Consider the following 22,114-nt stretch of genomic DNA (forward strand, 5'->3'; position numbering starts at 1 on the left):
AAAATAAAAGCCAGAGACAGTACAGACTATCTCTGGTGACGAAGCTTAGCCGCAAAGATGCGTCAGGGTGAGCGCATCAAGGCTGGATAACTTCACATCGGCCAGCGCATAGCGTGGATCATCACGGTTTTCCTCGGCTGGCACGACAATAGAACGCATCCGGGCGGCTTTACTGGCGATCATTCCATTGACGGAATCTTCCAGCGCCACGCAGGCGAGCGGGTCAACACCAAGCTTTGCGGCGCAGTCCAGATAAACCTGCGGATGGGGTTTGCTGTATGGCAGTTTTTCTGCCGACGCCAGCGCATCGAAATTATCGCGCAGGCCAAACAGCGTGAGCGTTTTTTCCAGCATATGCAGCGGTGATGCCGAGGCCAGACCCACTTTCAGACCGCTGGCTTTGCACAAAGCAATCGCTTCGCGCGCGCCTGGCAGCAGTGGACGCGTCTCCTCCACCAAAGTAATGGCACGACTGATGATGCGATGGGTTACCTCATCGCAGTCCGGACCGCTCCAGGGTTGCCGTGCAAACCAGAGGCCAACAACCACATCAATGCGCAGGCCAAGGGTATCCGGTAGCTCATCTCGGCGGGTAATATCAACCCCCAGGCTTGCCATGACTTCCAGTTCAGCACGATCCCAGAGTGGCTCTGAGTCCATAATTAATCCATCCATATCGAAAATGGCAGCGAGTATTTGTCGCGGGGCAGACATTAACACCTCTCTTTTTTGCGTCAGAACACAGGGAGAAACACTTTTTATGGTCAGAAGGCCATCATACCGTCTTTAAAGAACGGGCGAAAATGAATATGAGAGGGTAGACTTAGGCGGAAAACGGAACGTCTCACAAGGGGAATCCATGACGTATCAACAAGCTGGACGCATTGCCATCCTAAAACGCGTCCTGGGGTGGGTTATTTTTATCCCATCGGTGATTTCGACAATTATTTCAGTACTTAAGTTTATGTACGACCACAGTGAAAAACAGCCTGGCATCAATGCCGTTATGCTGGATTTCGCCCATGTGATGATTGAGATGATGCGGTTTAACACGCCATTCCTCAATTTTTTCTGGTACAACTCTCCCACGCCGGATTTTCACCATCAGCTTAATATCGGTTTCTGGATTATTTTCGTGCTGATTTTTGTCGGGCTGGCGCTGCAGGCCTCCGGGGCAAGGATGAGTCGTCAGACACGTTTTCTGCGTGAAAACCTTGAGGATCAACTGATTCTGGAAAAAGCAAAAGGTGCCGAAGGGCTATCACGCGAAGAGATTGAAGCGCGTATTGTCGTGCCGCATCACACCATCTTCCTGCAGATTTTCCCGCTCTATGTCCTGCCTGTTATTTGTATCGTCGCAGGTTACTTCTTTTTCTCTCTGCTCGGCTTCCTTTGAACTAAGGCCACCTCTGGGTGGCCTTATCGTTCCGTCATGCGGCAAGTACCCGCTCCAGCGCTTTTTGCGCCGTTACCAGATGCTGCCCACCGAACAAAATCGCCCGGTTAAAGAGGGTGTAAAGCTGGTACACGGGCTGACGGTCGAGGAAATCACCGGGTAAGGGGGATACGGACTGGTAGCCATCATAAATTTGCGGTGGCTGATCCGGATGTAGCGGGAGCATCGCCAGATCACATTCTCTGTCTCCCCAGTAACACGCCGGATCGTAAATAAACGGGCCGTCCGGACCAAGCGCGCAGTTTGCTGACCACAGATCGCCATGGAGCAGGGATGCCTGAGGCTGGTGCGAAGCAAGGCGCTGCTGAACATGTTCGACTATGGCGTCGATATTACCAAACTCCAGCCCTTTTTCTGCCGCCAGCTCCAGCTGCCAGCCGATACGTTGCTCGGCAAAGAAAGTTGACCAGCGGCGTTGCCAGGCATTGGGTTGCGGTGTTGTCGACAAATCGTTATCAAAATCAAGACCGAACTGCGGTTGATCGCTCCACTCATGCAGCCGTGCCAGCTGCTGGCCGAGTAAAAAAGCGCTGTGGGCATCGAGAGGACGGGCCGGGAGATATTCCATGACCAAGAAGCTGTAGTCGCGGTCACTGCCGACAGCCAGGACTTTGGGTACGCGTACCGTATTACTGCGGGAGAGCAGTTCAAGCTGGTCAGCTTCTGCGGTGAAAATGGGCAGTAATTCCCGTTCATCGCATTTTACAAACAGATCCTGACCGCCATAACGCAGGTGCCATGCAGCATGGATTTCTCCACCTGGCAACTCGTCACGCTGTTCGATCTCACCATCACCGAGTTGTTCGCTTAACAGACGACTAATTGCTTGCCACATGATATGTCCCCCCATGTTATCAGCCAGATCATAAGGTTAGCGCACTAATACCCTGGAAAAATACGAACCAACGCACACCTGCGCATCCTGGGACGGGCAATGGCACTTATTGTGTCTGTTTTTGCCATTCTTCCCAGGTTGCAACACTGATGTCAGGCTTTGCGCTCACGACGCTATCTGCAAGACCACTGGCCAGTTCACTGACCTCTTGTTCGCTCAGTGGGCTAATAAGGCCGAAGGTATTTGTCCCAAGGTCATGGACTTTGCCTTCTTCGTCTGTGAGCGTCAGCAGAAATCCGGCGCGCGTAAATTGGTTATTCAGTTCATTGATTTCAGCCAGGCTCTGTTCGTGAAATTTCACGGTGACCACGTAGCGGGTAATACCGTCACTGCTCATAATTCACCTCATTGTTATCCTGAATTTTTTTAGCATAGTCGGCGAAGGGGATTTGTCGACTGCCGCCAGTCGAGGTGATGCCCCCGCGGTAAGGCGAGGGCGCATTTTCAGAGATTACGCAGGTAATCGTAGATTTTTTGTGTGTCGGCGCGGGAACACAATTTTGTCCCCTGATTGATCGTTGCAGCACTCCCGGCAGCAACACCGAACTTGACCATGTCTTCAAGCGACGCGCCTTCGGCAAGTTTTAGCGTCATCGCGCCGACCATACTGTCGCCTGCGCCCACAGTGCTCTGGCTTTTCATCGGTGGCGGCACAACCTGGACACACTGGTTGCCATCGACGGCCAGCGCGCCCTGTGGACCGAGAGAAACCACGACTCTCAGCGCTTTACCCTGACGAACAATCTCTTTTGCCGCATTCTGCACGTCATCCGGTTGCGTCAATTCGCGGCCTGCCAGGGCGCTGAGTTCTTTTTGGTTCGGTTTGACCAGCTCGATATTGCCGATATCGAGCGCAGCGGAAAGGGCATCTCCCGAGCTGTCGACAATGCAGCGGATCCCTTTTTGTTGGGCGGCCTTAATCAATTGCGTCAGTTTTGTCACGTCAATACCTGGCGGCAGGCTACCGCTAATCACAAGGATCGCGCCGCTCTCAATGGCGAGCACTTTCTCTTCCAGTCGGCGGAATTCATCAACGGTCAGGGTGGCGCCAGGCATCACAAAACGGTATTGCTCACCGCTGGTCTCAACGTGGACATGCAGGTTTTGCCGGGTCCAGTCGTGCGTTTCGACGCATTGCGTGGGAACATGTTCATCGGCGAGCAGCGCCGTTAAGTGTTCGCCTGTTGCACCACCTGCCGGGAAAATCGCCGTTGCTTTTCCACCCAGATGGGCAATGGCGCGTGCGACGTTAATCCCGCCGCCGCCGGGTTCAAAGACGGGCGCGCTACAGCGGAGTTTCCCTTCCGGGTAAATGTGTGGCGTAAGCGTCGCGCTATCGAGGGAAGGGGCCAGCGTCAGGGTATAAACCGATACCATAATGATCTCCTTTTACGGTGAGTGTATTAATTCTGGCATCTGATACGCAGAAGGCAATGTAAATAACACGATGATTTGGAATATGAATTTCCGATAAGTTGAGATGAAACTTTTAGACATTTAATGTCTATTTGAGATCTGTCTTATTCAAAAAATGAAATAAGAATTCATTGCTATGTTTAACGGCACTTTTTATAATTTGTTACCTTTCAATGGACCGTCGGTCGTTGATCCACCTGAAAGTTTCCGGGACCGTTACGGTCTCTTTTTTTGTTGTTCGGACTCCTAATAAATGAAGCTTTTTAAGACAGTACCCGTGCTGATTGTTCTCGCGGGAGGCGTGCTTGCGTCGTTGAATGCTGCCGCAGATGACACCGTTTTTACTGTTATGGATGACCCTTCCACCGCCAAGAAACCGTTTGAAGGTAGCGTTAACGGTGGTTACCTGGCCCAGTCTGGCAATACCACCAGTTCTTCTCTGACTGCGGACTCCACCCTGACCTGGTATGGCTCAACTACCGCATGGTCTTTATGGGGAACCGCGAGCAACACCTCATCAAATGATGAGCGTTCCTCAGAGAAATATTCCGCAGGTGGACGTAGCCGTTACAACATGACGGATTACGATTATCTGTTTGGCCAGGCGAGTTGGTTGACCGATCGCTACAACGGTTATCGTGAGCGTGACGTTCTGACCGCTGGTTACGGTCGTCAGTTCCTCAATGGTCCGGTGCACAGTTTCCGCTTTGAATTTGGTCCCGGTGTTCGTTACGACGAATACACTGACGGGGACACCAAAACGCAAGGCCTGGGCTATGCTTCCGGTACTTATACCTGGCAGATGACCGACAACGCCAAATTCACGCAGGGTGTCTCTGTGTTTGGTTCAGATGACACGACGCTGAACTCTGAGACTGCGTTAAATGTTGCTATTAATGACCACTTTGGTCTGAAAGTGGCATACAACGTGACCTGGAACTCTCAGCCGCCATCCTCAGCGCCAGAGCATACCGATCGTCGAACCACGGTCTCCCTCGGCTACAAGATGTAACCGCACTGGGCCGGGTTCTCCGGCCCTTTATTTCCCCATATATGTTGTTTTTGCCAGCGCAATGGCATTGCTGATCGCGGCTTTTGCCTGCGGACTGTTTTTCCAGCAGGTTGACCCGACGAGCGCGGCCCCCTGGGCGAGGATATCGTCAACGACTGCGCCACTGAGTTGATGCAGTGAGCTAAATCCCATTTGCTCCAGACGTTCAATTACCTTCGGACCGACACCGTTACAGGCGAGCAGGGCCGTACGTTCTTGTGCGCTAAATGGCATCGACATTTCCTTATTGTGATGATCGCCTTGCTGTAGATATCCAGTATTATTAAGGAATAACAAAAGAATGACCAACTACCGAAAGTCGTGATCACCTCATGGGGGAGTGAATGGGTAAAACAAAAGATGCCGAGTTATACGAAGAAATGTGCCGGGTTGTCGGAAAAGTCGTACTTGAGATGCGAGACCTTGGCCAGGAGCCCAAACATGTGGTTATCGCCGGGATGGTGCGAACGATGCTGGCGAATCAGCGTGTACCGCGTACGGAATTAACCAAACAGGCCATGGCGGAAGTTATCCGTGCGCTTGGTTTTGAGGCTTCCTGAGATTCTTTTTGTGAGCCATGATGGCTTTTATTGATGTGGCAAATTACGTGCCAATTTAGCAATGGTCGGGTAGTGGAAGCGTAATTTATCTCAACTAAACAAATGGTTACCCCGTATGTGATCTTTTGTGTAAGGCTGGAGTACGGCACGATACTTGAAGATATTTTGAGTCCTGATGCTGCGGGTGTGGCGACAGCCCAGCATCATTAGGCGATTCTTATTCTGATGGCCGAAGTCGAAAAACGTAAAAGCCAAATTCAGGCGCTAGTCTCTTAATAGTAAATGCTCCTGTTGATCTGAGCGCAATTAAAATCCTCTGTATTAATATACAGTCTTAATGTGGGCCGATAATATTGAATATGACATTGCGGAGATTCTTCATTAAAAACAAGTATGCCATGTCGACGATACTACGTGCATTATTGAAATCCCGGGTGGTCAGGCTGTGATTCAGGCTGAGAGGAAGCATGCTAATGGAGCCAGTGTTCTCTTTGCTGCGTTCGGGTTGTTGTTCTCTGATCGTTTTACGGGGAAATCTCTCGTTAGGGGAATGGGCGATTTGCTTTAAGGGGCTTTAAATGGCTCTGGCCAATCACACATACTGAACCTAATAATTGTTCCTTGAGACGATATATTATAGCAATGTGATGTCAGCCTCATATCATGTCTTCGGGTTGCTATAATCAATGGCAGATAAGAAGTTGAGATGGCATTATTTGGCCTATTAATTACATTGAAACTCTAGAAACAGCAGTAGCATAGTGATTAAGGAACTATTTTGATGGATAAGCTAGAGTTAGCTGCTAACCCGGTTACCGGCCATAAATCTCCAGGAGGCATCATCCTTGCGGGAAGCGCCCTTGGTGTAGTTTTTGGAGATATTGGAACAAGCCCACTATATACACTGAAAACAATTTTATGGCTATCAGGGAATAACCCAGACCCTTCTGTAATTTTAGGCTTGCTATCGCTGATTATCTGGACGTTGATCCTTGTAACTTCTATTAAGTATGCATTTTTTGCTATGCGTATTGATAATAATGGCGAGGGAGGGATTATGGCCCTGATGTCATTATTAGTAAGCAAAGGAAAAAAAAGTCGATGGGTCATCTTCTCTGCTTTATTGGGTGCTGCGCTAATTTATGGTGATGGGGCAATTACTCCAGCTATCTCTGTACTCTCTGCACTTGAAGGTTTAAATATTGTTCTACCGGAAGCTCAGTCTTTCGTCTTGCCAGCAACTGTCGTCATTCTGATTTCCCTTTTCGCTATTCAACCTTTTGGCACAGCTAAAATTGGTAAAGTTTTCGGGCCAATCATGGCATTGTGGTTTTTCGCAATTGCAGGCCTTGGGATACTGGGTATCGCTCAAAACCCAAAAGTGATGTTGGCTGTTAATCCTTACTATGCCATTAATTTTATCTTTTCGGATGGTTTGGCCAGCTTTCTGGTCCTGGGCGGGGTTTTTCTTTGTGTGACGGGAGCCGAAGCACTCTATGCAGACATGGGGCATTTCGGGAAAAAACCTATATGGATAGCCTGGTTCGGGTTGGTTTTTCCCAGCTTACTGCTTAACTATGCCGGTCAGTCAGCACTCATTTTAGCTGGTGCTGATTTAACCCAGAATATTTTTTTCCTTTTGTGTCCTTCTGCAATGCGGATTCCGCTGATAATTTTGGCAACGTGCGCCACAATAATAGCCAGTCAGGCAATAATCACGGGTGCATTTTCTATGACCAGACTGACAATGCAACTAGGTTGGTTGCCTCGTTTGCGAATTAAACAAACTGCTGCTGACAATTACGGCCAAATCTACATTGGAACAATAAACTGGCTATTAATGGTTGTAACCGTTGGCCTCGCTTTGTTCTTTAAGTCATCTGATAACCTCGCCGCAGCATATGGTATTGCTGTATCCCTGACCATGCTGATGACATCATATCTGCTCTTTATAGCAATGCGGACTATATGGCACTGGAACCTCATCTGTAGTGTTTCGATAGCGACAATTTTTCTCATACTCGACACAAGTTTTCTTGTGGCAAATATGATCAAAGTGATTGACGGCGGCTATATCCCTCTGCTTCTTGCTGCAATGATTTGTACAGTTATGTTTGTATGGAATCGGGGGGTTAAAGCAACAATGCAGGCTATTAGTGAAAAAGGAATGAGTATTGATGATTTTTTTATCAAAATTCGAGAGAAAGGGATACCGCGAGTCCCGGGATCGGCTGTTTTTTTAACTCGAACCCGAAATGAAGCACCACCTGTAATGCGCTGGCATGTCGCGCGAAACCGTGCTTTGCAAAATAAAGTCCTATCAGTCACAATCGATACTCTTAATGTGCCGGTCGTCGATCCTGGTCAACGTTTCGTCGTTACTGAGCTGAGGCCTGATTGCTGGAGAATTATTGCTCAGTATGGTTTTATGGAACGCCCCCATCTTCCTGAATTAATGAAAGAGATTGAAAAGATTAACGACCAGTTTGTCTCTGATGATGCCACCTATTATGTTGGTCATGAGACAATAGTAGGGCGTGATGATGGATGTGGGATGGCTGCATGGCAGCGGAATAGCTTTGCTTTTATGGTGCGGAATTGCACCCATGTTATAAATTATTATCAGTTACCTAATGATCAGGTTGTTGAAATTAGTCGGCGGGTAGCTATTTAAATGGCTTGGTTGCCTACAAAACCTGTTGGTCGATGAAGAGGGGACACGCCAGGTTGACCAAACCATGAGCGGTATTGTTAGTTCGGTGATTCAGGTCAACGATTTGATGAAGGAAATAGCAGCAGCCTCCGCTGAACAGGACCGGGGGATCGCACAGATTGCGATGGCCGTGACAGAAATGGATACCATAACGCAGCAAAACTCGTCGCTTGTGCAGGAGTCCTCTGCTGCTGCAACGAGTCCTGAAGATCAGTCAACAAAACTGCAGAAAATGGTAGATGTTTTTCGCCTGCCCGGTACAGAGAAAAAGACAAAACAGGCCAGTAAAATAATGCCGACTCCTCGACTTGCAATTGCTGCGGCAGGTATGGCGCGAGAGATGGAGATTGGCAAGCATTCTAATACATCGTCATTCCTGGCAGCCTGCCGCTTCCCCCTGATAGTTACAGGCCTTAACTGCCGCATCTCAGGCCTGCGGTGTTGCAGTTCTTTTAATGTCAGATTGATAAGTCTAATCAGCCACTATTCACATATCTGCTTTATCGATCATTTTCTCAAGCATGAGGTTTAATCCCTCCTTTTCAGTTTCAGAACAGTCTCTGTACAGGAGCACCTGCATTGACTGAACGTTCAACCTCAGTAACGAGGCATATCTGGTGTACTCGCTTTGTAAGTTCAGCCAGAATGATTTCTATCTCACCGGGTAAACCATCAACATTTCTTTTGGCGTAAACAAGCGCAACGAACATAAACACTGCCATTCCGTCAGATTTAAAAAACAGAAAATGAAAGAATGTCGGAAAGACTAAAGCAGAAAGAGGAAGGTGTGATTTTGTTTATGCGTGTAACGTATTTCGTTAACCTCCCTGGCGAAAACGACGACTCCGTAATGTGATGAGATTAACGCTAAACTTTTATCATACTGATTAGACGTGTACTATCTGTGGTGAGCTTATTAGCAGAAGAGAAGGGTACGTTTGGCATTATGTACACGCTAATGTACGCATTCGTCAGAGTGAAGACGAAAACCTTATCTAACCTGCTGATAATTATTTGAAATATGATTTTGCATGTGATCTTTCGTGTGGGTCACCACTGCGAATTAAGGATATGAAATGCCTGTAATTACTCTTCCTGATGGTAGTCAACGCCATTACGACCACGCTGTTAGCCCAATGGATGTGGCTCTGGATATAGGTCCGGGCCTTGCGAAAGCGACGATTGCCGGTCGTGTAAACGGTGAACTGGTTGATGCGTCCGATCTGATTGAAAATGACGCTACCCTGGCTATCATCACCGCCAAAGACGAAGACGGTCTGGAAATCATCCGCCACTCCTGTGCACACCTGTTGGGTCACGCTATCAAGCAACTGTGGCCGAACACCAAAATGGCAATTGGCCCGGTTATTGACAACGGCTTCTACTACGATGTCGACCTTGACCATACCCTGACCCAGGAAGATATCGACGCGCTCGAAAAACGTATGCACGAGCTCGCCGAAACCAACTATGACGTCATTAAGAAGAAAGTCAGCTGGCACGAAGCGCGTGAAACCTTCGTGAAGCGCGGCGAGAGCTACAAAGTTTCTATTCTTGATGAAAACATTGCTCATGATGACAAGCCAGGCCTGTACCATCATGAAGAATACATTGACATGTGCCGTGGACCGCACGTGCCGAACATGCGTTTCTGCCATCACTTTAAACTGATGAAAATCGCTGGCGCCTACTGGCGTGGCGACAGCAACAACAAGATGTTGCAGCGCATCTATGGTACCGCGTGGGCTGATAAAAAGGCTCTGAACGCCTACCTGCAACGCCTGGAAGAGGCGGCGAAACGTGACCACCGTAAAATCGGTAAGCAGCTCGACTTATACCACATGCAGGAAGAAGCGCCGGGCATGGTATTCTGGCATAACGACGGCTGGACTATCTTCCGTGAACTGGAAACCTTTGTCCGCTCCAAACTGAAAGAGTATCAGTATCAGGAAGTGAAAGGTCCGTTCATGATGGACCGTGTGCTGTGGGAAAAAACCGGCCACTGGGACAACTACAAAGATGCGATGTTCACTACCTCGTCTGAGAACCGTGAATACTGCATCAAACCAATGAACTGCCCGGGCCACGTTCAGATCTTCAACCAGGGTCTGAAATCCTACCGCGACCTGCCGCTGCGTATGGCGGAGTTCGGTAGCTGCCACCGTAACGAACCATCAGGTGCGCTGCACGGTCTGATGCGTGTTCGTGGCTTTACACAGGATGACGCGCATATCTTCTGTACGGAAGATCAGGTTCGTGATGAAGTTAACGCCTGTATTCGTATGGTCTATGATATGTACAGCACCTTTGGCTTCGAGAAGATCGTGGTCAAACTCTCAACGCGTCCGGAAAAACGTATCGGTAGCGATGAGACCTGGGATCGCGCAGAAGCGGATCTCGCTGTGGCGCTGGAAGAGAACGGTATTCCGTTCGAATACCAGCTGGGCGAGGGCGCATTCTACGGTCCGAAAATTGAATTTACCCTATATGACTGCCTCGATCGCGCATGGCAGTGCGGTACTGTACAGCTGGACTTCTCTCTTCCTGCGCGTTTAAGCGCCTCTTATGTTGGCGAAGACAACGAGCGTCAGGTACCGGTCATGATTCACCGTGCAATTCTCGGTTCTCTGGAGCGCTTCATCGGCATCCTGACCGAAGAGTTTGCTGGCTTCTTCCCAACCTGGCTTGCGCCAGTTCAGGTCGTGGTGATGAACATTACCGATTCTCAGGCGGATTACGTTAAAGAATTGACGCAGAAACTACAAAATGCGGGCATTCGCGTAAAAGCAGACTTGAGAAATGAGAAGATTGGCTTTAAAATCCGCGAGCACACTTTACGTCGTGTCCCTTATATGTTGGTCTGTGGTGATAAAGAGGTGGAAGCAGGCAAAGTTGCCGTTCGCACCCGCCGCGGTAAAGACCTGGGCAGCCTGGACGTAAGTGAAGTGATTGAGAAGCTGCAACAAGAGATTCGCAGCCGCAGTCTTCAACAACTGGAGGAATAAGGTATTAAAGGCGGAAAACGAGTTCAAACGGCACGTCCGAATCGTATCAATGGCGAGATTCGCGCCCAGGAAGTTCGCTTAACGGGTCTGGAAGGTGAGCAACTGGGGATTGTGAGTCTGAGAGAAGCTATCGAAAAAGCTGAAGAAGCTGGAGTAGATTTAGTTGAGATCAGCCCTAACGCCGAACCGCCAGTTTGTCGTATCATGGACTACGGCAAGTTCCTTTATGAAAAGAGTAAGTCTTCTAAGGAACAGAAGAAAAAGCAAAAAGTTATTCAGGTTAAGGAAATTAAATTCCGACCTGGCACAGATGATGGCGACTACCAGGTAAAACTCCGCAGCCTGGTTCGCTTTCTGGAAGATGGCGATAAGGCCAAGATCACACTGCGTTTCCGCGGTCGTGAGATGGCCCACCAACAGATTGGTATGGAAGTGCTTAACCGCGTCCGTGACGATCTGAGTGAACTGGCAGTAGTCGAGTCCTTCCCTACGAAGATCGAAGGCCGCCAGATGATCATGGTGCTCGCTCCTAAGAAGAAACAGTAAGGCCTTCAAGTAGCAATTCCTGTGGTGCCTTTGGGCTTCACAGGTTTTGTTCGCCTGGGTTTCGTTTATTAACAATGCGAAGTGGAAGTTATTAAAATGCCAAAAATTAAGACCGTACGCGGTGCTGCTAAGCGCTTCAAAAAAACCGGTAAAGGTGGTTTTAAGCACAAGCACGCTAACCTGCGTCATATTCTGACCAAAAAAGCTACCAAGCGTAAACGTCACCTGCGTCCGAAAGCCATGGTTTCCAAAGGCGATCTGGGCCTGGTAATCGCGTGCCTGCCGTACGCATAAGTCGTTAACGTTTAACTTTTTTAACTTAGAATAGATACAGGAGAGCACATATGGCTCGCGTAAAACGTGGTGTAATTGCACGTGCACGTCACAAGAAAATTTTGAAACAAGCTAAAGGCTACTACGGTGCGCGTTCACGCGTTTACCGCGTTGCCTTCCAGGCTGTTATCAAAGCAGGTCAGTACGCTTATCGTGACCGTCGTCAGAAAAAGCGTCAGTTCCGTCAACTGTGGATTGCGCGTATCAACGCAGCAGCACGTCAGAACGGTATTTCTTACAGCAAATTCATCAACGGCCTGAAAAAAGCCTCTGTTGAAATCGACCGTAAGATCCTGGCTGATATCGCAGTATTCGACAAAGTAGCGTTCACCGCTCTGGTCGAAAAAGCGAAAGCAGCTCTGGCTTAATAAGTCAGTGGAAGAGGGGGCAATGCTCCCTCTTTTCGTTTATACCCGTCATTTTTCACCTTGCATGCGCGTAGACTAAGGTTAATCACCCGGTCACTTACTTACGTAAGCTTCTGAGAATTCACACTCTCGCCGCTTTTCTGCAAAGCGAATTATTTGGGGTATAACATTATCAGATGATTGACTTTTTCCCGGTGAGCCCTTTCAATAAAGGTAATCCGCTTTTTACCACACAAGGTAACGCAAGCATGAATGCTGCTATTTTCCGCTTCTTTTTTTACTTTAGCACCTGACTCCGGGAGGCTAGCGCGTGAAAGAAGAAACGGAAAATTAACGCCAAAAGCCTCCAACAGGAGGCTTTTTTTGTGTCTGAATTTTAAGTAAAAAGTCCAATAACAAGGACATAACGAGGAAAATTATGTCACATCTCGCAGAGCTGGTTGCCAGTGCACGGGCAGCCATTAATGATGCCTCAGATGTTGCTGCGTTAGATAACGTACGCGTTGAATATCTGGGTAAAAAAGGGCATCTGACCCTTCAGATGACCACCCTGCGTGAACTGCCGCCAGAAGAGCGCCCGGCTGCGGGGGCGGTGATTAACGAAGCGAAAGAGCAGGTCCAGCAGGCGCTGAACGCGCGTAAATTTGAGCTGGAAAATGCCGCCCTAAACGCGCGCCTGGCTGCGGAAACCATTGACGTATCCCTGCCGGGGCGCCGCATCGAAAACGGCGGGCTGCATCCGGTCACTCGTACTATCGATCGCATTGAGAGTTTCTTCGGTGAGCTTGGCTTTACCGTGGCGACGGGCCCGGAAATCGAGGATGACTATCACAACTTCGATGCGTTGAATATTCCAGGCCACCATCCGGCACGCGCTGACCACGACACTTTCTGGTTTGATGCCACCCGCCTGCTGCGTACGCAAACTTCTGGCGTGCAGATCCGCACCATGAAAGAACAGCAGCCGCCGATTCGTATTATCGCGCCGGGCCGCGTGTACCGTAACGACTACGACCAGACGCATACGCCGATGTTCCATCAGATGGAAGGTCTGATTGTTGATACCAACATCAGCTTTACCAACCTGAAAGGCACGCTGCACGATTTCCTGAACAATTTCTTTGAGGAAGATCTGCAGGTCCGTTTCCGTCCGTCCTATTTCCCGTTCACCGAACCGTCCGCAGAAGTGGATGTCATGGGTAAAAACGGCAAATGGCTGGAAGTGCTGGGCTGTGGCATGGTGCATCCGAACGTTCTACGCAATGTGGGTATTGACCCGGAAGTTTACTCTGGCTTTGCATTTGGGATGGGGATGGAGCGCCTGACCATGCTGCGTTACGGTGTGACCGATCTGCGTGCATTCTTCGAAAACGATTTGCGTTTCCTCAAACAGTTTAAATAAGGGCAGGATAAATAATGAAATTCAGTGAACTGTGGTTACGCGAGTGGGTTAACCCGGCTGTCGATAGTGAAGCGCTTTCCGACCAAATCACCATGGCTGGCCTGGAAGTTGACGGTGTCGAGCCGGTGGCTGGCGCCTTTAACGGCGTGGTTGTGGGTGAAGTTGTAGAGTGTGGTCAGCACCCGAATGCCGACAAATTGCGTGTCACCAAAGTGAATGTGGGCGGCGAACGCCTGCTGGATATCGTCTGTGGCGCGCCTAACTGCCGCCAGGGGCTGAAAGTTGCTGTTGCCACCATCGGTGCAGTACTGCCGGGTGACTTCAAAATTAAAGCGGCCAAACTGCGCGGCGAACCGTCAGAAGGCATGCTGTGCTCTTTCTCTGAGCTGGGAATTTCCGACGACCACAGCGGCATTATCGAACTGCCGTTGGATGCCGCGATTGGTACTGATATCCGCGACTATCTGAAACTCGATGACAACACCATCGAAATCAGCGTGACGCCGAACCGTGCTGACTGCTTAGGGATCATCGGTGTCGCCCGTGATGTCGCCGCGCTGAACAAAGCACCGCTGGTTGAGCCGGAAATTGCTCCGGTTGCTGCCACCATTAACGACACGCTGCCGATCACCGTTGATGCCGCGGATGCGTGCCCGCGTTATCTGGGACGTGTAGTTAAAGGCATCAATGTACAAGCGCCGACCCCGCTGTGGATGAAAGAAAAACTGCGTCGCTGTGGTGTGCGTTCTATCGACGCGGTTGTGGACGTGACCAACTATGTTCTGCTGGAGCTGGGTCAGCCGATGCATGCCTTCGATCTGGATCGTATCGACGGCGGTATCGTTGTCCGTATGGCGAAAGAGAACGAAACGCTGGTACTGCTCGACGGTAGCGAAGCCAAACTGGCGACTGACACGCTGGTCATTGCTGACCACCATAAAGCGCTGGCGATGGGCGGCATCTTTGGTGGTGAGCATTCTGGCGTGAACAGCGAGACACAAAACGTGCTGCTGGAATGTGCGTTCTTCAGCCCGCTGTCCATCACTGGTCGTGCGCGTCGTCATGGTTTGCACACGGATGCTTCGCATCGCTATGAACGTGGTGTGGATCCGGCGTTGCAGTACAAAGCAATGGAACGGGCTACCCGTTTGCTGATCGATATCTGTGGTGGTGAAGCCGGTCCGGTAGTTGATATCACCAATGAAGCCACACTGCCAAAACGTGCGACCATCCGTCTGCGCCGCAGCAAGCTGGATCGCCTGATTGGTCATCACATTGCAGATGAGCTGGTTACCGACATCCTTAAACGCCTGGGGTGTGACGTTACCGAAGGTCAGGATGAGTGGCTGGCTGTTGCGCCGAGCTGGCGTTTCGATATGGAGATCGAAGAAGACCTGGTAGAAGAGGTTGCGCGCCTGTACGGGTATAACAACATCCCGAACGCACCGGTACAAGCCGGGCTGGTGATGGGGTCACACCGCGAAGCCAATCTGTCGCTCAAACGCGTTAAAACGCTGCTGAATGACAAAGGCTACCAGGAAGTGATCACCTACAGTTTCGTTGATCCGAAAGTTCAGCAGTTGATCCATCCGGGAGAAGAGGCGCTGATTCTTCCAAGCCCGATCTCCAGCGAAATGTCGGCCATGCGCCTGTCATTGCTGACCGGTCTGCTCGGAACGATCGTCTATAACCAGAACCGCCAGCAGAGCCGTGTGCGTATCTTCGAGACCGGTCTGCGTTTTGTGCCGGATACACAGGCGCCTTTAGGTATTCGTCAGGATCTGATGCTGGCGGGTGCCATCTGCGGTAACCGCTATGAAGAGCATTGGGATCTGGCTAAAGGCAGTGTTGATTTCTTCGACCTGAAAGGCGATCTGGAATCCTTACTCGACCTGACCGGTAAATTGTCCGCGATTGAGTTCCGCGCAGAGGCGATTCCGGCACTGCATCCTGGGCAATCCGCAGCGATTTATCTGAAAGATGAATATGTTGGTTTCATCGGTGTCGTGCATCCGGAGCTGGAACGTAAGCTCGATCTGAATGGTCGTACGCTGGTGTTTGAACTGGAGTGGAATAAGGTCGCAGACCGCGTGGTTCCTCAGGCGCAGGAGATTTCTCGCTTCCCGGCGAACCGTCGCGATATCGCTGTCGTGGTCGCTGAAAATGTGGCCGCGGCGGATATTTTAGACGAATGTAAGAAAGTTGGCGTAAATCAGGTAGTTGGCGTAAACTTATTTGACGTGTACCGCGGTAAGGGTGTTGCGGAGGGGTATAAGAGCCTCGCCATTAGCCTGATCCTTCAGGATACCAGCCGTACACTCGAAGAAGAGGAGATTGCCGCTACCGTCGCCAAATGTGTAGAGGCATTAAAAGAGCGATTCCAGGCATCATTGAGGGATTGAACCTATGGCGCTTACAAAAGCTGAAATGTCCGAATATCTGTTTGATAAGCTTGGGCTTAGCAAGCGAGATGCTAAAGAGCTGGTAGAGCTGTTTTTCGAAGAGATCCGTCGTGCTTTGGAAAATGGCGAGCAGGTAAAACTCTCCGGCTTTGGCAATTTCGACCTGCGTGATAAGAATCAACGTCCGGGACGTAACCCGAAAACGGGCGAGGATATTCCCATTACAGCCCGGCGCGTGGTGACCTTCAGACCCGGCCAGAAGTTAAAAAGCCGCGTCGAAAACGCTTCGCCCAAAGCAGAGTAATCTGGACTAATTAAAAAGGCCGCAATCGCGGCCTTTTTCTTTCAGCACTGAATACCCTCTTTAAAATCAACTCACTCAATAACGCATTAATTGAACTGCATGCTGAATTACGCACAACTCCAACAGCGTCGCAATGGTCAGTGGCTCTGCGGCCTTGCGCTGCTTTTGCTGATCGCGCTGTTTATAAGCCTGTGTGTGGGCGATCAGTGGATTGGTCCTGCAAACTGGTTCGAGGCCCGTGGGCAACTTTTTGTCTGGCAAATACGCCTACCCCGTACGCTAGCCGTGTTGCTGGTGGGGGCGGCGCTGGCGTTAAGCGGCGCTATTATGCAGGCGTTATTTGAGAATCCGCTGGCCGAACCAGGGCTTTTGGGTGTGTCTAACGGCGCGGGGGTGGGTTTGATAGCCGCAGTGCTGCTGGGAAAAGGCGTATTGCCCGGCTGGGCGCTGGGACTTTGTGCCATTGCCGGAGCTCTGGTCATCACACTTATTCTGCTGCGCTTTGCCCGACGGCATTTGTCGACCAGCCGTCTACTGTTAGCGGGCGTCGCGTTAGGGATCATTTGTAGCGCACTGATGACCTGGGCCATCTACTTCTCCACTTCTTTCGACCTGCGTCAGCTCATGTACTGGATGATGGGCGGTTTTGGCGGCGTTGACTGGCGACAAAGCTGGCTGATGGTCGCACTGCTACCGGTGATGGGGTGGACGTGCTTTCAGTCGCAGCCACTCAACGTACTTGCGCTGGGTGAGACATCTGCCCGTCAACTCGGGTTACCTCTGTGGTTCTGGCGCAATGTGCTGGTCGTGGCAACGGGCTGGATGGTGGGCGTCAGTGTCGCGCTGGCTGGCTCGATTGGCTTTATTGGCCTGGTGATTCCCCATATTCTTCGTCTATGTGGGCTCACCGACCATCGTGCGCTTCTGCCCGCCTGCGCGCTTGCGGGGGCGACGACACTGCTGTTTGCCGATATCGTCGCCCGAATGGCGCTGAGCGCCGCAGAATTACCTATTGGTGTTGTGACGGCAACGCTGGGGGCGCCGGTGTTCATCTGGCTCTTGCTCACGGCAAAACGCTAAGGGTTGAGGACGTCATAACCTGCAGGCAACAATAACGTAAAAGTGTGTAACAACGACGCGTCAAAAAAAGGAAACTCGCCTGATTGACTGTTTTTACATCATTTTTGCTACATGACAGAAGAAGGACTATCACGCATTATCTGGCTATTATTAATGACTGGCCGGGCGAGAGATCCGGCGTCTGAATGAACCGACTGAGGGGATGCTATGCACCAGGATATTTTGAACACCGAGATTACGACGATTGATGGCGAACATATCACACTGGAAAAGTACCAGGGCAAGGTTATTCTGGTGGTGAATGTGGCATCCAAATGCGGCCTGACGCCGCAGTATGAGCAGCTGGAGAATATTCAGAAAGCCTGGGAGAAAGACGGTTTTGTCGTGCTGGGCTTTCCATGCAATCAGTTTGCCGGGCAGGAGCCGGGCAGTGAAGAAGAAATCAAAACCTTCTGCAGCACTACCTATGGCGTAACTTTCCCAATGGCAGCCAAAGTCGATGTCAACGGTGAAAACCGTCATCCTTTGTATCGGAAACTGATTGCCGCTGTGCCGAAAGCTGTCGCCCCGGAAGGTAGCGGTTTTTACGAACGCATGGCCAGCAAAGGGCGCGCGCCGCTCTATCCGGATGACATCCTGTGGAACTTTGAAAAATTCCTGATCGGCCGCGATGGTCAGGTGGTTCAGCGCTTCTCGCCGGATATGACGCCCGAAGATCCTATCCTGATGGAAGCGATTAAGCTGGCGCTGGCAAAATAATGCCGTTGCTGCAACTTCATGCTCTTGAGGAAGCTGGAAGGCTGGGGCCTGTTACGGCCCTGGTCGACAACGCGCAAATGTTGCACCTGGTCGGGCCAAATGGCGCCGGGAAAAGCACGCTCCTGGCGCGTATCGCCGGGTTGACGCAAGGAAAGGGCTGTGTGCAGCTAAATGGGCGTCCGCTGGCGCAATGGCATGCGCCACAACTGGCTCGCCATCGCGCTTACCTGGCCCAGCAGCAGACGCCCCCCTTCGCCATGCCGGTATGGCATTATTTGTCACTGCATCAGCATCAGCAGATCAACGACAGCGTGGTTGAAGAGATTACGCATAAACTCGGACTGGGGGATAAGCTGGGGCGCACTGTCAATCAGCTCTCCGGTGGGGAATGGCAGCGGGTTCGGCTGGCTGCGGTGATTGCGCAAATTCATCCGGCCGCTAATGCGGATGGGCAACTCTTGTTATTAGACGAGCCGATGAACAGTCTGGATGTTGCCCAGCAGGCCGCACTGGATGGCATTTTAAGCGAGCTGGTGGTGGCAGGGATCACCGTTGTGATGAGTAGCCACGATCTTAACCATTCGCTACGTCGTGCGCATCAGGTGTGGCTACTCCGGCAGGGCAAACTGATTGCCAGTGGCCCACGTGATGAGGTATTAACGCCACAAAATCTGGCATCGGCATACGGTATGCCATTCCGCCGTCTCGACCTGGCTGGTCACCGGATGCTCATTCCAGAGATATAGCAGCAAACGAAACTTGCAAGGATTGCAATTCACACGCTAAATTATTCCAGCATAACGAAAATAGAGGTTTTGCTGGATGCGCATCTGGTTTCTTCTGGCGGTATTAATTCTTTCAGGGTGCAGCAGTCATCGTGCGCCGCCGCCTAACGCTCGCCTTTCTGATTCCATCACCGTCATTGCCGGGTTGAATGATCAACTGCGTGACTGGCGTGGCACCCCTTATCGCTATGGCGGCATGAGCCGCAATGGCGTCGATTGTTCCGCCTTCGTGATGATGACCTTCCGCGATAAATTTAACCTTGTCCTTCCCCGCGATACGCGTAAACAGGCGGAAGTGGGAACGAAAATAGATAAAGATGAACTGCTGCCTGGCGATCTAGTGTTTTTTAAAACGGGCTCCGGTGATAACGGTCTGCATGTAGGCATCTACGATACCGATAATGCGTTTATCCATGCGTCGACCAGTCAGGGGGTCGTGCGTTCTTCATTAAACAATGTCTACTGGCGGAAGAATTTCTGGCAGGCGCGTCGTATCTGATCCCCTTCCGACAACAAGCAGCGAATGGCTGGCCGGTTCGCTGCTTTTGTGAACTAAACGCAAATTTTGTTATTTTCCTCACTGTTCATTCATTCTTTCTTCAATATTTATTATTTAACTGTTCGTTACCTTAAAGGGCTGTCAGTATCGTAGCAGGCGCTGGTATGGGCAATTTAACCAGGATAAGCTTGCGCACGAAAATAAGGAATTTTCGACAATATAATGGGAAATGATGAAGTCAGTTTTCTTTAGTTCAACTACGTTGAAGCATGTGCGCATTGGTTTTTCGATGCAGGATATCAACCTTAATGCGGGGTTGGCACCATGATCGTCTCGTTTGATGACACCTATCGCTCAGAGTTTTTACTACAGCCTGCGCGCAATGGTTACGGTACGCTTGTCGGAATTGAAATTGTGGTCAATTTCGTTGGAGCGGGCGCTGTAAGGGCCCCTGCAGAGCGGATAGTGCCACGCCTGAGCGCAGACGAAACGCTGACGCTTTTTACTGAGCAATTAGAATTACTTGAATCCTGTAAGTTATTCTTTATTCAGCATCAACTTCTCGCCTGGATAAATATTTCACCCGTTATTGTCGATGCGTTACTCTCGAATGCGGTACCTGAAGAGACGATAACGACATATCCTTTCCTCGAATTTACTGTGAATGAGAATTATCCCAACCTGACAAAGGGCAATGAAAATAATTCACTCGTCGCGTTTAGCGAACGTTATCCCTTAATCCTGAGAAATTTTGGTGCCGGGTCGGCTTCCACTCGCGCCATATTTGATGGGCTTTTCAGGCGGGTGACGCTGGATAAAAATTTTATTCATCAACGCCTGGCGTCGCGTTCATTTGAACCCTTCATGCGTGCAATCGTCTCACAAATTTCCCCTTATTGCCGTTCAGTAATGATTGACGGTATTGACGATGAAAAAACCTTAAAGCGGGTGAAGCCGTATCAGTTCAGCGCCATGCAGGGGACGTTATGGCCGGCAGTCCCTGCCGCTCAAATCACCAGTCTGGTCCAGGGATAACCTTGCCTTTAACCCGTATTTAACATCATATAAACACACTACAATAAAGACAGGAGGAACTATGGCCCTGTCTTTTATTACCCGCTGGCGCGATGAGCTGCCAGGTTTTTATACCAGCCTTTCCCCGACACCACTGAGTCATGCGCGGCTGCTTTGGCATAATGCAGCACTGGCAGAAGCGATGGGTATCGATCCCGCCCTTTTTGCCCCCGAAGAGGGGGCAGGTGTATGGGGTGGCGAAACGCTGCTTCCCGGCATGTCGCCGCTTTCCCAGGTCTATAGCGGACATCAGTTTGGCGTCTGGGCGGGACAGCTGGGCGACGGGCGCGGTATCCTGCTCGGCGAACAGCGCTTGCCCGATGGCACAACGCTGGACTGGCACCTTAAAGGCGCCGGGCTTACGCCCTATTCCCGCATGGGTGATGGTCGCGCTGTTCTGCGTTCAACCATTCGTGAAAGCCTGGCTTCTGAGGCAATGCATCATCTGGGGATCGCAACGACGCGTGCGCTTTCAATTGTTACCAGCGACACGCCTGTTTATCGCGAAAGCGTCGAACAGGGGGCAATGATGATGCGTATTGCGCAAAGTCATATCCGCTTTGGTCACTTTGAGCACTTCTATTATCGGCGCGAACCAGAAAAGGTACGCCAGCTGACAGATTTTGTGATTCGTCATTACTGGCCTCATCTGCTGGATGAGACCGACAAATATGACATCTGGTTCCGGGATGTCATCGCCCGTACCGCTGCGCTGATGGCACGCTGGCAGGCGGTGGGCTTTGCTCATGGGGTGATGAATACGGACAATATGTCGATCCTCGGGCTGACCATTGATTATGGCCCCTTTGGTTTTCTTGATGATTATCAGCCCGGCTTTATCTGCAATCACTCTGACTATCAGGGACGTTACAGCTTTGATAACCAGCCGACCATTGCCCTGTGGAATCTGCAGCGACTGGCGCAAACCCTGTCGCCGTTCATGAGTGCCGATGTGCTCAATGCAGCACTGGACAGTTATCAGCCCGTATTGCTGAGCGAATATGGCATATTGATGCGCCAGAAACTGGGTTTTTTTAGCCAGCAAAAAGATGACAATGTGTTGTTAAGCGATCTCTTCGCTCTGATGGAACGTGAAGGCAGCGATTATACCCGTACGTTCCGCATGTTAAGCCATACCGAACAGATGAGCGCCAGCAGCGCGTTACGTGATGAATTTATCGATCGCGAAGCGTTTGACAGCTGGTTTAGTCGTTACCGCGCGCGTCTGGCGCAGGAGCACATTTCGGATGCGCAACGTCAGCAACTGATGCAAAGCGTGAACCCGGCGGTTGTGCTGCGCAACTGGCTCGCGCAGCGGGCGATTGAACAGGCGGAGCAGGGCAGTACCGAAGAGCTGGAGCGTCTGCATGCCGTCCTGCGTGAGCCTTATGCGGATCGCAACGATGACTATAGCCGACGCCCACCTGACTGGGGTAAAAGGCTGGAGGTCAGCTGTTCAAGCTGAG

At 50.7% G+C, this 22,114-nt stretch carries 24 protein-coding genes, 1 pseudogene and 1 other annotated feature; of the genes and pseudogenes, 19 read left to right on the forward strand and 6 right to left on the reverse strand.

The genetic code is table 11. The features are described from left to right. Positions 1-45 precede the first annotated feature (45 nt). Positions 46-714 carry a hexitol phosphatase HxpB gene (gene hxpB / locus L2097_RS04515; protein WP_250352210.1) on the reverse strand — a complete coding sequence of 223 codons (669 nt, stop codon included), beginning with the start codon at positions 712-714 and terminating at the stop codon, positions 46-48. Positions 715-859: 145 nt separating this feature from the next. Between hxpB and L2097_RS04520 the strand changes: the two genes are divergently transcribed. Further along, the gene (locus L2097_RS04520) at positions 860-1,396 is read left to right on the forward strand and encodes a YniB family protein (protein WP_047369980.1); all 537 of its coding nucleotides are present in this window, start codon (positions 860-862) and stop codon (positions 1,394-1,396) included. A gap of 34 nt (positions 1,397-1,430) precedes the next feature. Here L2097_RS04520 and L2097_RS04525 read toward each other — a convergent pair whose 3' ends face one another. The 3 genes from L2097_RS04525 to pfkB all read right to left on the reverse strand — a co-directional run bounded on the left by L2097_RS04525 (position 1,431) and on the right by pfkB (position 3,728). Then, a complete protein-coding gene (locus tag L2097_RS04525; RefSeq protein WP_047369981.1) occupies positions 1,431-2,291 on the reverse strand; it encodes a fructosamine kinase family protein in 861 nt (286 codons plus the stop codon). A 106-nt stretch (positions 2,292-2,397) separates the two neighbouring features. After that, positions 2,398-2,688, reverse strand: a complete 291-nt coding sequence (ghoS, locus tag L2097_RS04530; RefSeq protein WP_085006332.1) for a type V toxin-antitoxin system endoribonuclease antitoxin GhoS — start codon at positions 2,686-2,688, stop codon at positions 2,398-2,400. Positions 2,689-2,795: 107 nt separating this feature from the next. After that, positions 2,796-3,728: a 6-phosphofructokinase II gene (pfkB, locus tag L2097_RS04535; RefSeq protein ID WP_250352211.1), complete on the reverse strand. Its 933-nt coding sequence runs from the start codon at positions 3,726-3,728 to the stop codon at positions 2,796-2,798. A 292-nt stretch (positions 3,729-4,020) separates the two neighbouring features. Here pfkB and L2097_RS04540 point away from each other — a divergent pair, with 292 nt between their 5' ends. Then, positions 4,021-4,779 carry a DUF481 domain-containing protein gene (locus L2097_RS04540; RefSeq protein ID WP_085006330.1) on the forward strand — a complete coding sequence of 253 codons (759 nt, stop codon included), beginning with the start codon at positions 4,021-4,023 and terminating at the stop codon, positions 4,777-4,779. A 27-nt stretch (positions 4,780-4,806) separates the two neighbouring features. On the opposite strand, the gene L2097_RS04545 is transcribed toward L2097_RS04540, so the two are convergent. Then, positions 4,807-5,052, reverse strand: a complete 246-nt coding sequence (locus L2097_RS04545; protein ID WP_250352212.1) for a helix-hairpin-helix domain-containing protein — start codon at positions 5,050-5,052, stop codon at positions 4,807-4,809. Between the two features lie 110 nt (positions 5,053-5,162). Here L2097_RS04545 and fumD point away from each other — a divergent pair, with 110 nt between their 5' ends. The 3 genes from fumD to L2097_RS25860 all read left to right on the forward strand — a co-directional run bounded on the left by fumD (position 5,163) and on the right by L2097_RS25860 (position 8,623). Beyond that, positions 5,163-5,378, forward strand: coding sequence for a fumarate hydratase FumD (fumD, locus tag L2097_RS04550; RefSeq protein ID WP_047369986.1), 216 nt, complete (start codon positions 5,163-5,165; stop codon positions 5,376-5,378). A gap of 781 nt (positions 5,379-6,159) precedes the next feature. Beyond that, positions 6,160-8,052, forward strand: a complete 1,893-nt coding sequence (locus L2097_RS04555) for a potassium transporter Kup (RefSeq protein WP_250352213.1) — start codon at positions 6,160-6,162, stop codon at positions 8,050-8,052. 64 nt (positions 8,053-8,116) lie between these two features. Continuing rightward, positions 8,117-8,623, forward strand: a complete 507-nt coding sequence (locus tag L2097_RS25860) for a hypothetical protein (RefSeq protein ID WP_502799287.1) — start codon at positions 8,117-8,119, stop codon at positions 8,621-8,623. Here the strand turns inward: L2097_RS25860 and L2097_RS04565 are convergent. After that, a pseudogene (locus L2097_RS04565) lies at positions 8,579-8,801 on the reverse strand (DinI family protein). The gene L2097_RS25860 and the pseudogene L2097_RS04565 overlap by 45 nt on opposite strands. Before the next feature lie 366 nt (positions 8,802-9,167). Between L2097_RS04565 and thrS the strand changes: the two are divergent. From thrS to selO, 14 genes are all read left to right on the forward strand, one after another. Further along, on the forward strand, positions 9,168-11,096 hold the full coding sequence (gene thrS, locus L2097_RS04570; protein WP_047369987.1) for a threonine--tRNA ligase: 1,929 nt from the start codon (positions 9,168-9,170) through the stop codon (positions 11,094-11,096). 3 nt (positions 11,097-11,099) lie between these two features. Further along, entirely contained in the window at positions 11,100-11,642 is a 543-nt protein-coding gene (infC, locus tag L2097_RS04575) for a translation initiation factor IF-3 (protein ID WP_071845866.1), read from the forward strand. Between the two features lie 96 nt (positions 11,643-11,738). Then, positions 11,739-11,936 carry a 50S ribosomal protein L35 gene (gene rpmI, locus L2097_RS04580; protein WP_001124225.1) on the forward strand — a complete coding sequence of 66 codons (198 nt, stop codon included), beginning with the start codon at positions 11,739-11,741 and terminating at the stop codon, positions 11,934-11,936. A 50-nt stretch (positions 11,937-11,986) separates the two neighbouring features. Beyond that, positions 11,987-12,343 carry a 50S ribosomal protein L20 gene (rplT, locus tag L2097_RS04585; RefSeq protein ID WP_013366084.1) on the forward strand — a complete coding sequence of 119 codons (357 nt, stop codon included), beginning with the start codon at positions 11,987-11,989 and terminating at the stop codon, positions 12,341-12,343. A gap of 243 nt (positions 12,344-12,586) precedes the next feature. Then, positions 12,587-12,710, forward strand: a sequence feature (Phe leader region). Continuing rightward, entirely contained in the window at positions 12,592-12,636 is a 45-nt protein-coding gene (pheM, locus tag L2097_RS04590; protein WP_001386830.1) for a pheST operon leader peptide PheM, read from the forward strand. Its footprint overlaps the feature before it by 45 nt. Positions 12,711-12,761: 51 nt before the next feature. Continuing rightward, positions 12,762-13,745 (forward strand): phenylalanine--tRNA ligase subunit alpha, encoded by a 984-nt coding sequence (pheS, locus tag L2097_RS04595; protein WP_047369988.1) that lies wholly within the window; start codon positions 12,762-12,764, stop codon positions 13,743-13,745. A gap of 14 nt (positions 13,746-13,759) precedes the next feature. Beyond that, a complete protein-coding gene (gene pheT, locus L2097_RS04600) occupies positions 13,760-16,147 on the forward strand; it encodes a phenylalanine--tRNA ligase subunit beta (protein WP_250352214.1) in 2,388 nt (795 codons plus the stop codon). 4 nt (positions 16,148-16,151) lie between these two features. Further along, a complete protein-coding gene (gene ihfA, locus L2097_RS04605) occupies positions 16,152-16,451 on the forward strand; it encodes an integration host factor subunit alpha (protein WP_006820203.1) in 300 nt (99 codons plus the stop codon). A gap of 99 nt (positions 16,452-16,550) precedes the next feature. Further along, a complete protein-coding gene (gene btuC, locus L2097_RS04610) occupies positions 16,551-17,531 on the forward strand; it encodes a vitamin B12 ABC transporter permease BtuC (RefSeq protein ID WP_250352215.1) in 981 nt (326 codons plus the stop codon). Positions 17,532-17,738: 207 nt separating this feature from the next. Further along, positions 17,739-18,290, forward strand: a complete 552-nt coding sequence (locus tag L2097_RS04615) for a glutathione peroxidase (protein WP_047369991.1) — start codon at positions 17,739-17,741, stop codon at positions 18,288-18,290. Next, positions 18,290-19,036 carry a vitamin B12 ABC transporter ATP-binding protein BtuD gene (gene btuD, locus L2097_RS04620; RefSeq protein ID WP_047369992.1) on the forward strand — a complete coding sequence of 249 codons (747 nt, stop codon included), beginning with the start codon at positions 18,290-18,292 and terminating at the stop codon, positions 19,034-19,036. Before L2097_RS04615 ends, btuD begins: the two co-directional genes overlap by 1 nt. A 76-nt stretch (positions 19,037-19,112) precedes the next feature. After that, positions 19,113-19,574 (forward strand): C40 family peptidase, encoded by a 462-nt coding sequence (locus L2097_RS04625; RefSeq protein WP_085006323.1) that lies wholly within the window; start codon positions 19,113-19,115, stop codon positions 19,572-19,574. Positions 19,575-19,898: 324 nt separating this feature from the next. Next, positions 19,899-20,609: an EAL domain-containing protein gene (locus L2097_RS04630; protein ID WP_250352216.1), complete on the forward strand. Its 711-nt coding sequence runs from the start codon at positions 19,899-19,901 to the stop codon at positions 20,607-20,609. A 61-nt stretch (positions 20,610-20,670) separates the two neighbouring features. Beyond that, positions 20,671-22,113, forward strand: a complete 1,443-nt coding sequence (gene selO, locus L2097_RS04635) for a protein adenylyltransferase SelO (RefSeq protein ID WP_250352217.1) — start codon at positions 20,671-20,673, stop codon at positions 22,111-22,113. The last annotated feature ends 1 nt before the right edge of the window (position 22,114 follow it).

Origin of the sequence: Citrobacter sp. MNAZ 1397 (genome assembly GCF_023613995.1) — a bacterium.
In the GTDB taxonomy this organism is placed as follows: Bacteria; Pseudomonadota; Gammaproteobacteria; order Enterobacterales; family Enterobacteriaceae; genus Phytobacter; species Phytobacter ursingii.

What these genes read in the sequence shown, in the direction of transcription:
- hxpB (WP_250352210.1), bottom strand. Translation starts at nt 714, where the DNA reads ATGTCTGCCCCGCGACAAATACTCGCTGCCATTTTCGATATGGATGGA.
- L2097_RS04520 (WP_047369980.1), top strand. Translation starts at nt 860, where the DNA reads ATGACGTATCAACAAGCTGGACGCATTGCCATCCTAAAACGCGTCCTG.
- L2097_RS04525 (WP_047369981.1), bottom strand. Translation starts at nt 2,291, where the DNA reads ATGTGGCAAGCAATTAGTCGTCTGTTAAGCGAACAACTCGGTGATGGT.
- ghoS (WP_085006332.1), bottom strand. Translation starts at nt 2,688, where the DNA reads ATGAGCAGTGACGGTATTACCCGCTACGTGGTCACCGTGAAATTTCAC.
- pfkB (WP_250352211.1), bottom strand. Translation starts at nt 3,728, where the DNA reads ATGGTATCGGTTTATACCCTGACGCTGGCCCCTTCCCTCGATAGCGCG.
- L2097_RS04540 (WP_085006330.1), top strand. Translation starts at nt 4,021, where the DNA reads ATGAAGCTTTTTAAGACAGTACCCGTGCTGATTGTTCTCGCGGGAGGC.
- L2097_RS04545 (WP_250352212.1), bottom strand. Translation starts at nt 5,052, where the DNA reads ATGCCATTTAGCGCACAAGAACGTACGGCCCTGCTCGCCTGTAACGGT.
- fumD (WP_047369986.1), top strand. Translation starts at nt 5,163, where the DNA reads ATGGGTAAAACAAAAGATGCCGAGTTATACGAAGAAATGTGCCGGGTT.
- L2097_RS04555 (WP_250352213.1), top strand. Translation starts at nt 6,160, where the DNA reads ATGGATAAGCTAGAGTTAGCTGCTAACCCGGTTACCGGCCATAAATCT.
- L2097_RS25860 (WP_502799287.1), top strand. Translation starts at nt 8,117, where the DNA reads ATGAGCGGTATTGTTAGTTCGGTGATTCAGGTCAACGATTTGATGAAG.
- thrS (WP_047369987.1), top strand. Translation starts at nt 9,168, where the DNA reads ATGCCTGTAATTACTCTTCCTGATGGTAGTCAACGCCATTACGACCAC.
- rpmI (WP_001124225.1), top strand. Translation starts at nt 11,739, where the DNA reads ATGCCAAAAATTAAGACCGTACGCGGTGCTGCTAAGCGCTTCAAAAAA.
- rplT (WP_013366084.1), top strand. Translation starts at nt 11,987, where the DNA reads ATGGCTCGCGTAAAACGTGGTGTAATTGCACGTGCACGTCACAAGAAA.
- pheS (WP_047369988.1), top strand. Translation starts at nt 12,762, where the DNA reads ATGTCACATCTCGCAGAGCTGGTTGCCAGTGCACGGGCAGCCATTAAT.
- pheT (WP_250352214.1), top strand. Translation starts at nt 13,760, where the DNA reads ATGAAATTCAGTGAACTGTGGTTACGCGAGTGGGTTAACCCGGCTGTC.
- ihfA (WP_006820203.1), top strand. Translation starts at nt 16,152, where the DNA reads ATGGCGCTTACAAAAGCTGAAATGTCCGAATATCTGTTTGATAAGCTT.
- btuC (WP_250352215.1), top strand. Translation starts at nt 16,551, where the DNA reads ATGCTGAATTACGCACAACTCCAACAGCGTCGCAATGGTCAGTGGCTC.
- L2097_RS04615 (WP_047369991.1), top strand. Translation starts at nt 17,739, where the DNA reads ATGCACCAGGATATTTTGAACACCGAGATTACGACGATTGATGGCGAA.
- btuD (WP_047369992.1), top strand. Translation starts at nt 18,290, where the DNA reads ATGCCGTTGCTGCAACTTCATGCTCTTGAGGAAGCTGGAAGGCTGGGG.
- L2097_RS04625 (WP_085006323.1), top strand. Translation starts at nt 19,113, where the DNA reads ATGCGCATCTGGTTTCTTCTGGCGGTATTAATTCTTTCAGGGTGCAGC.
- L2097_RS04630 (WP_250352216.1), top strand. Translation starts at nt 19,899, where the DNA reads ATGATCGTCTCGTTTGATGACACCTATCGCTCAGAGTTTTTACTACAG.
- selO (WP_250352217.1), top strand. Translation starts at nt 20,671, where the DNA reads ATGGCCCTGTCTTTTATTACCCGCTGGCGCGATGAGCTGCCAGGTTTT.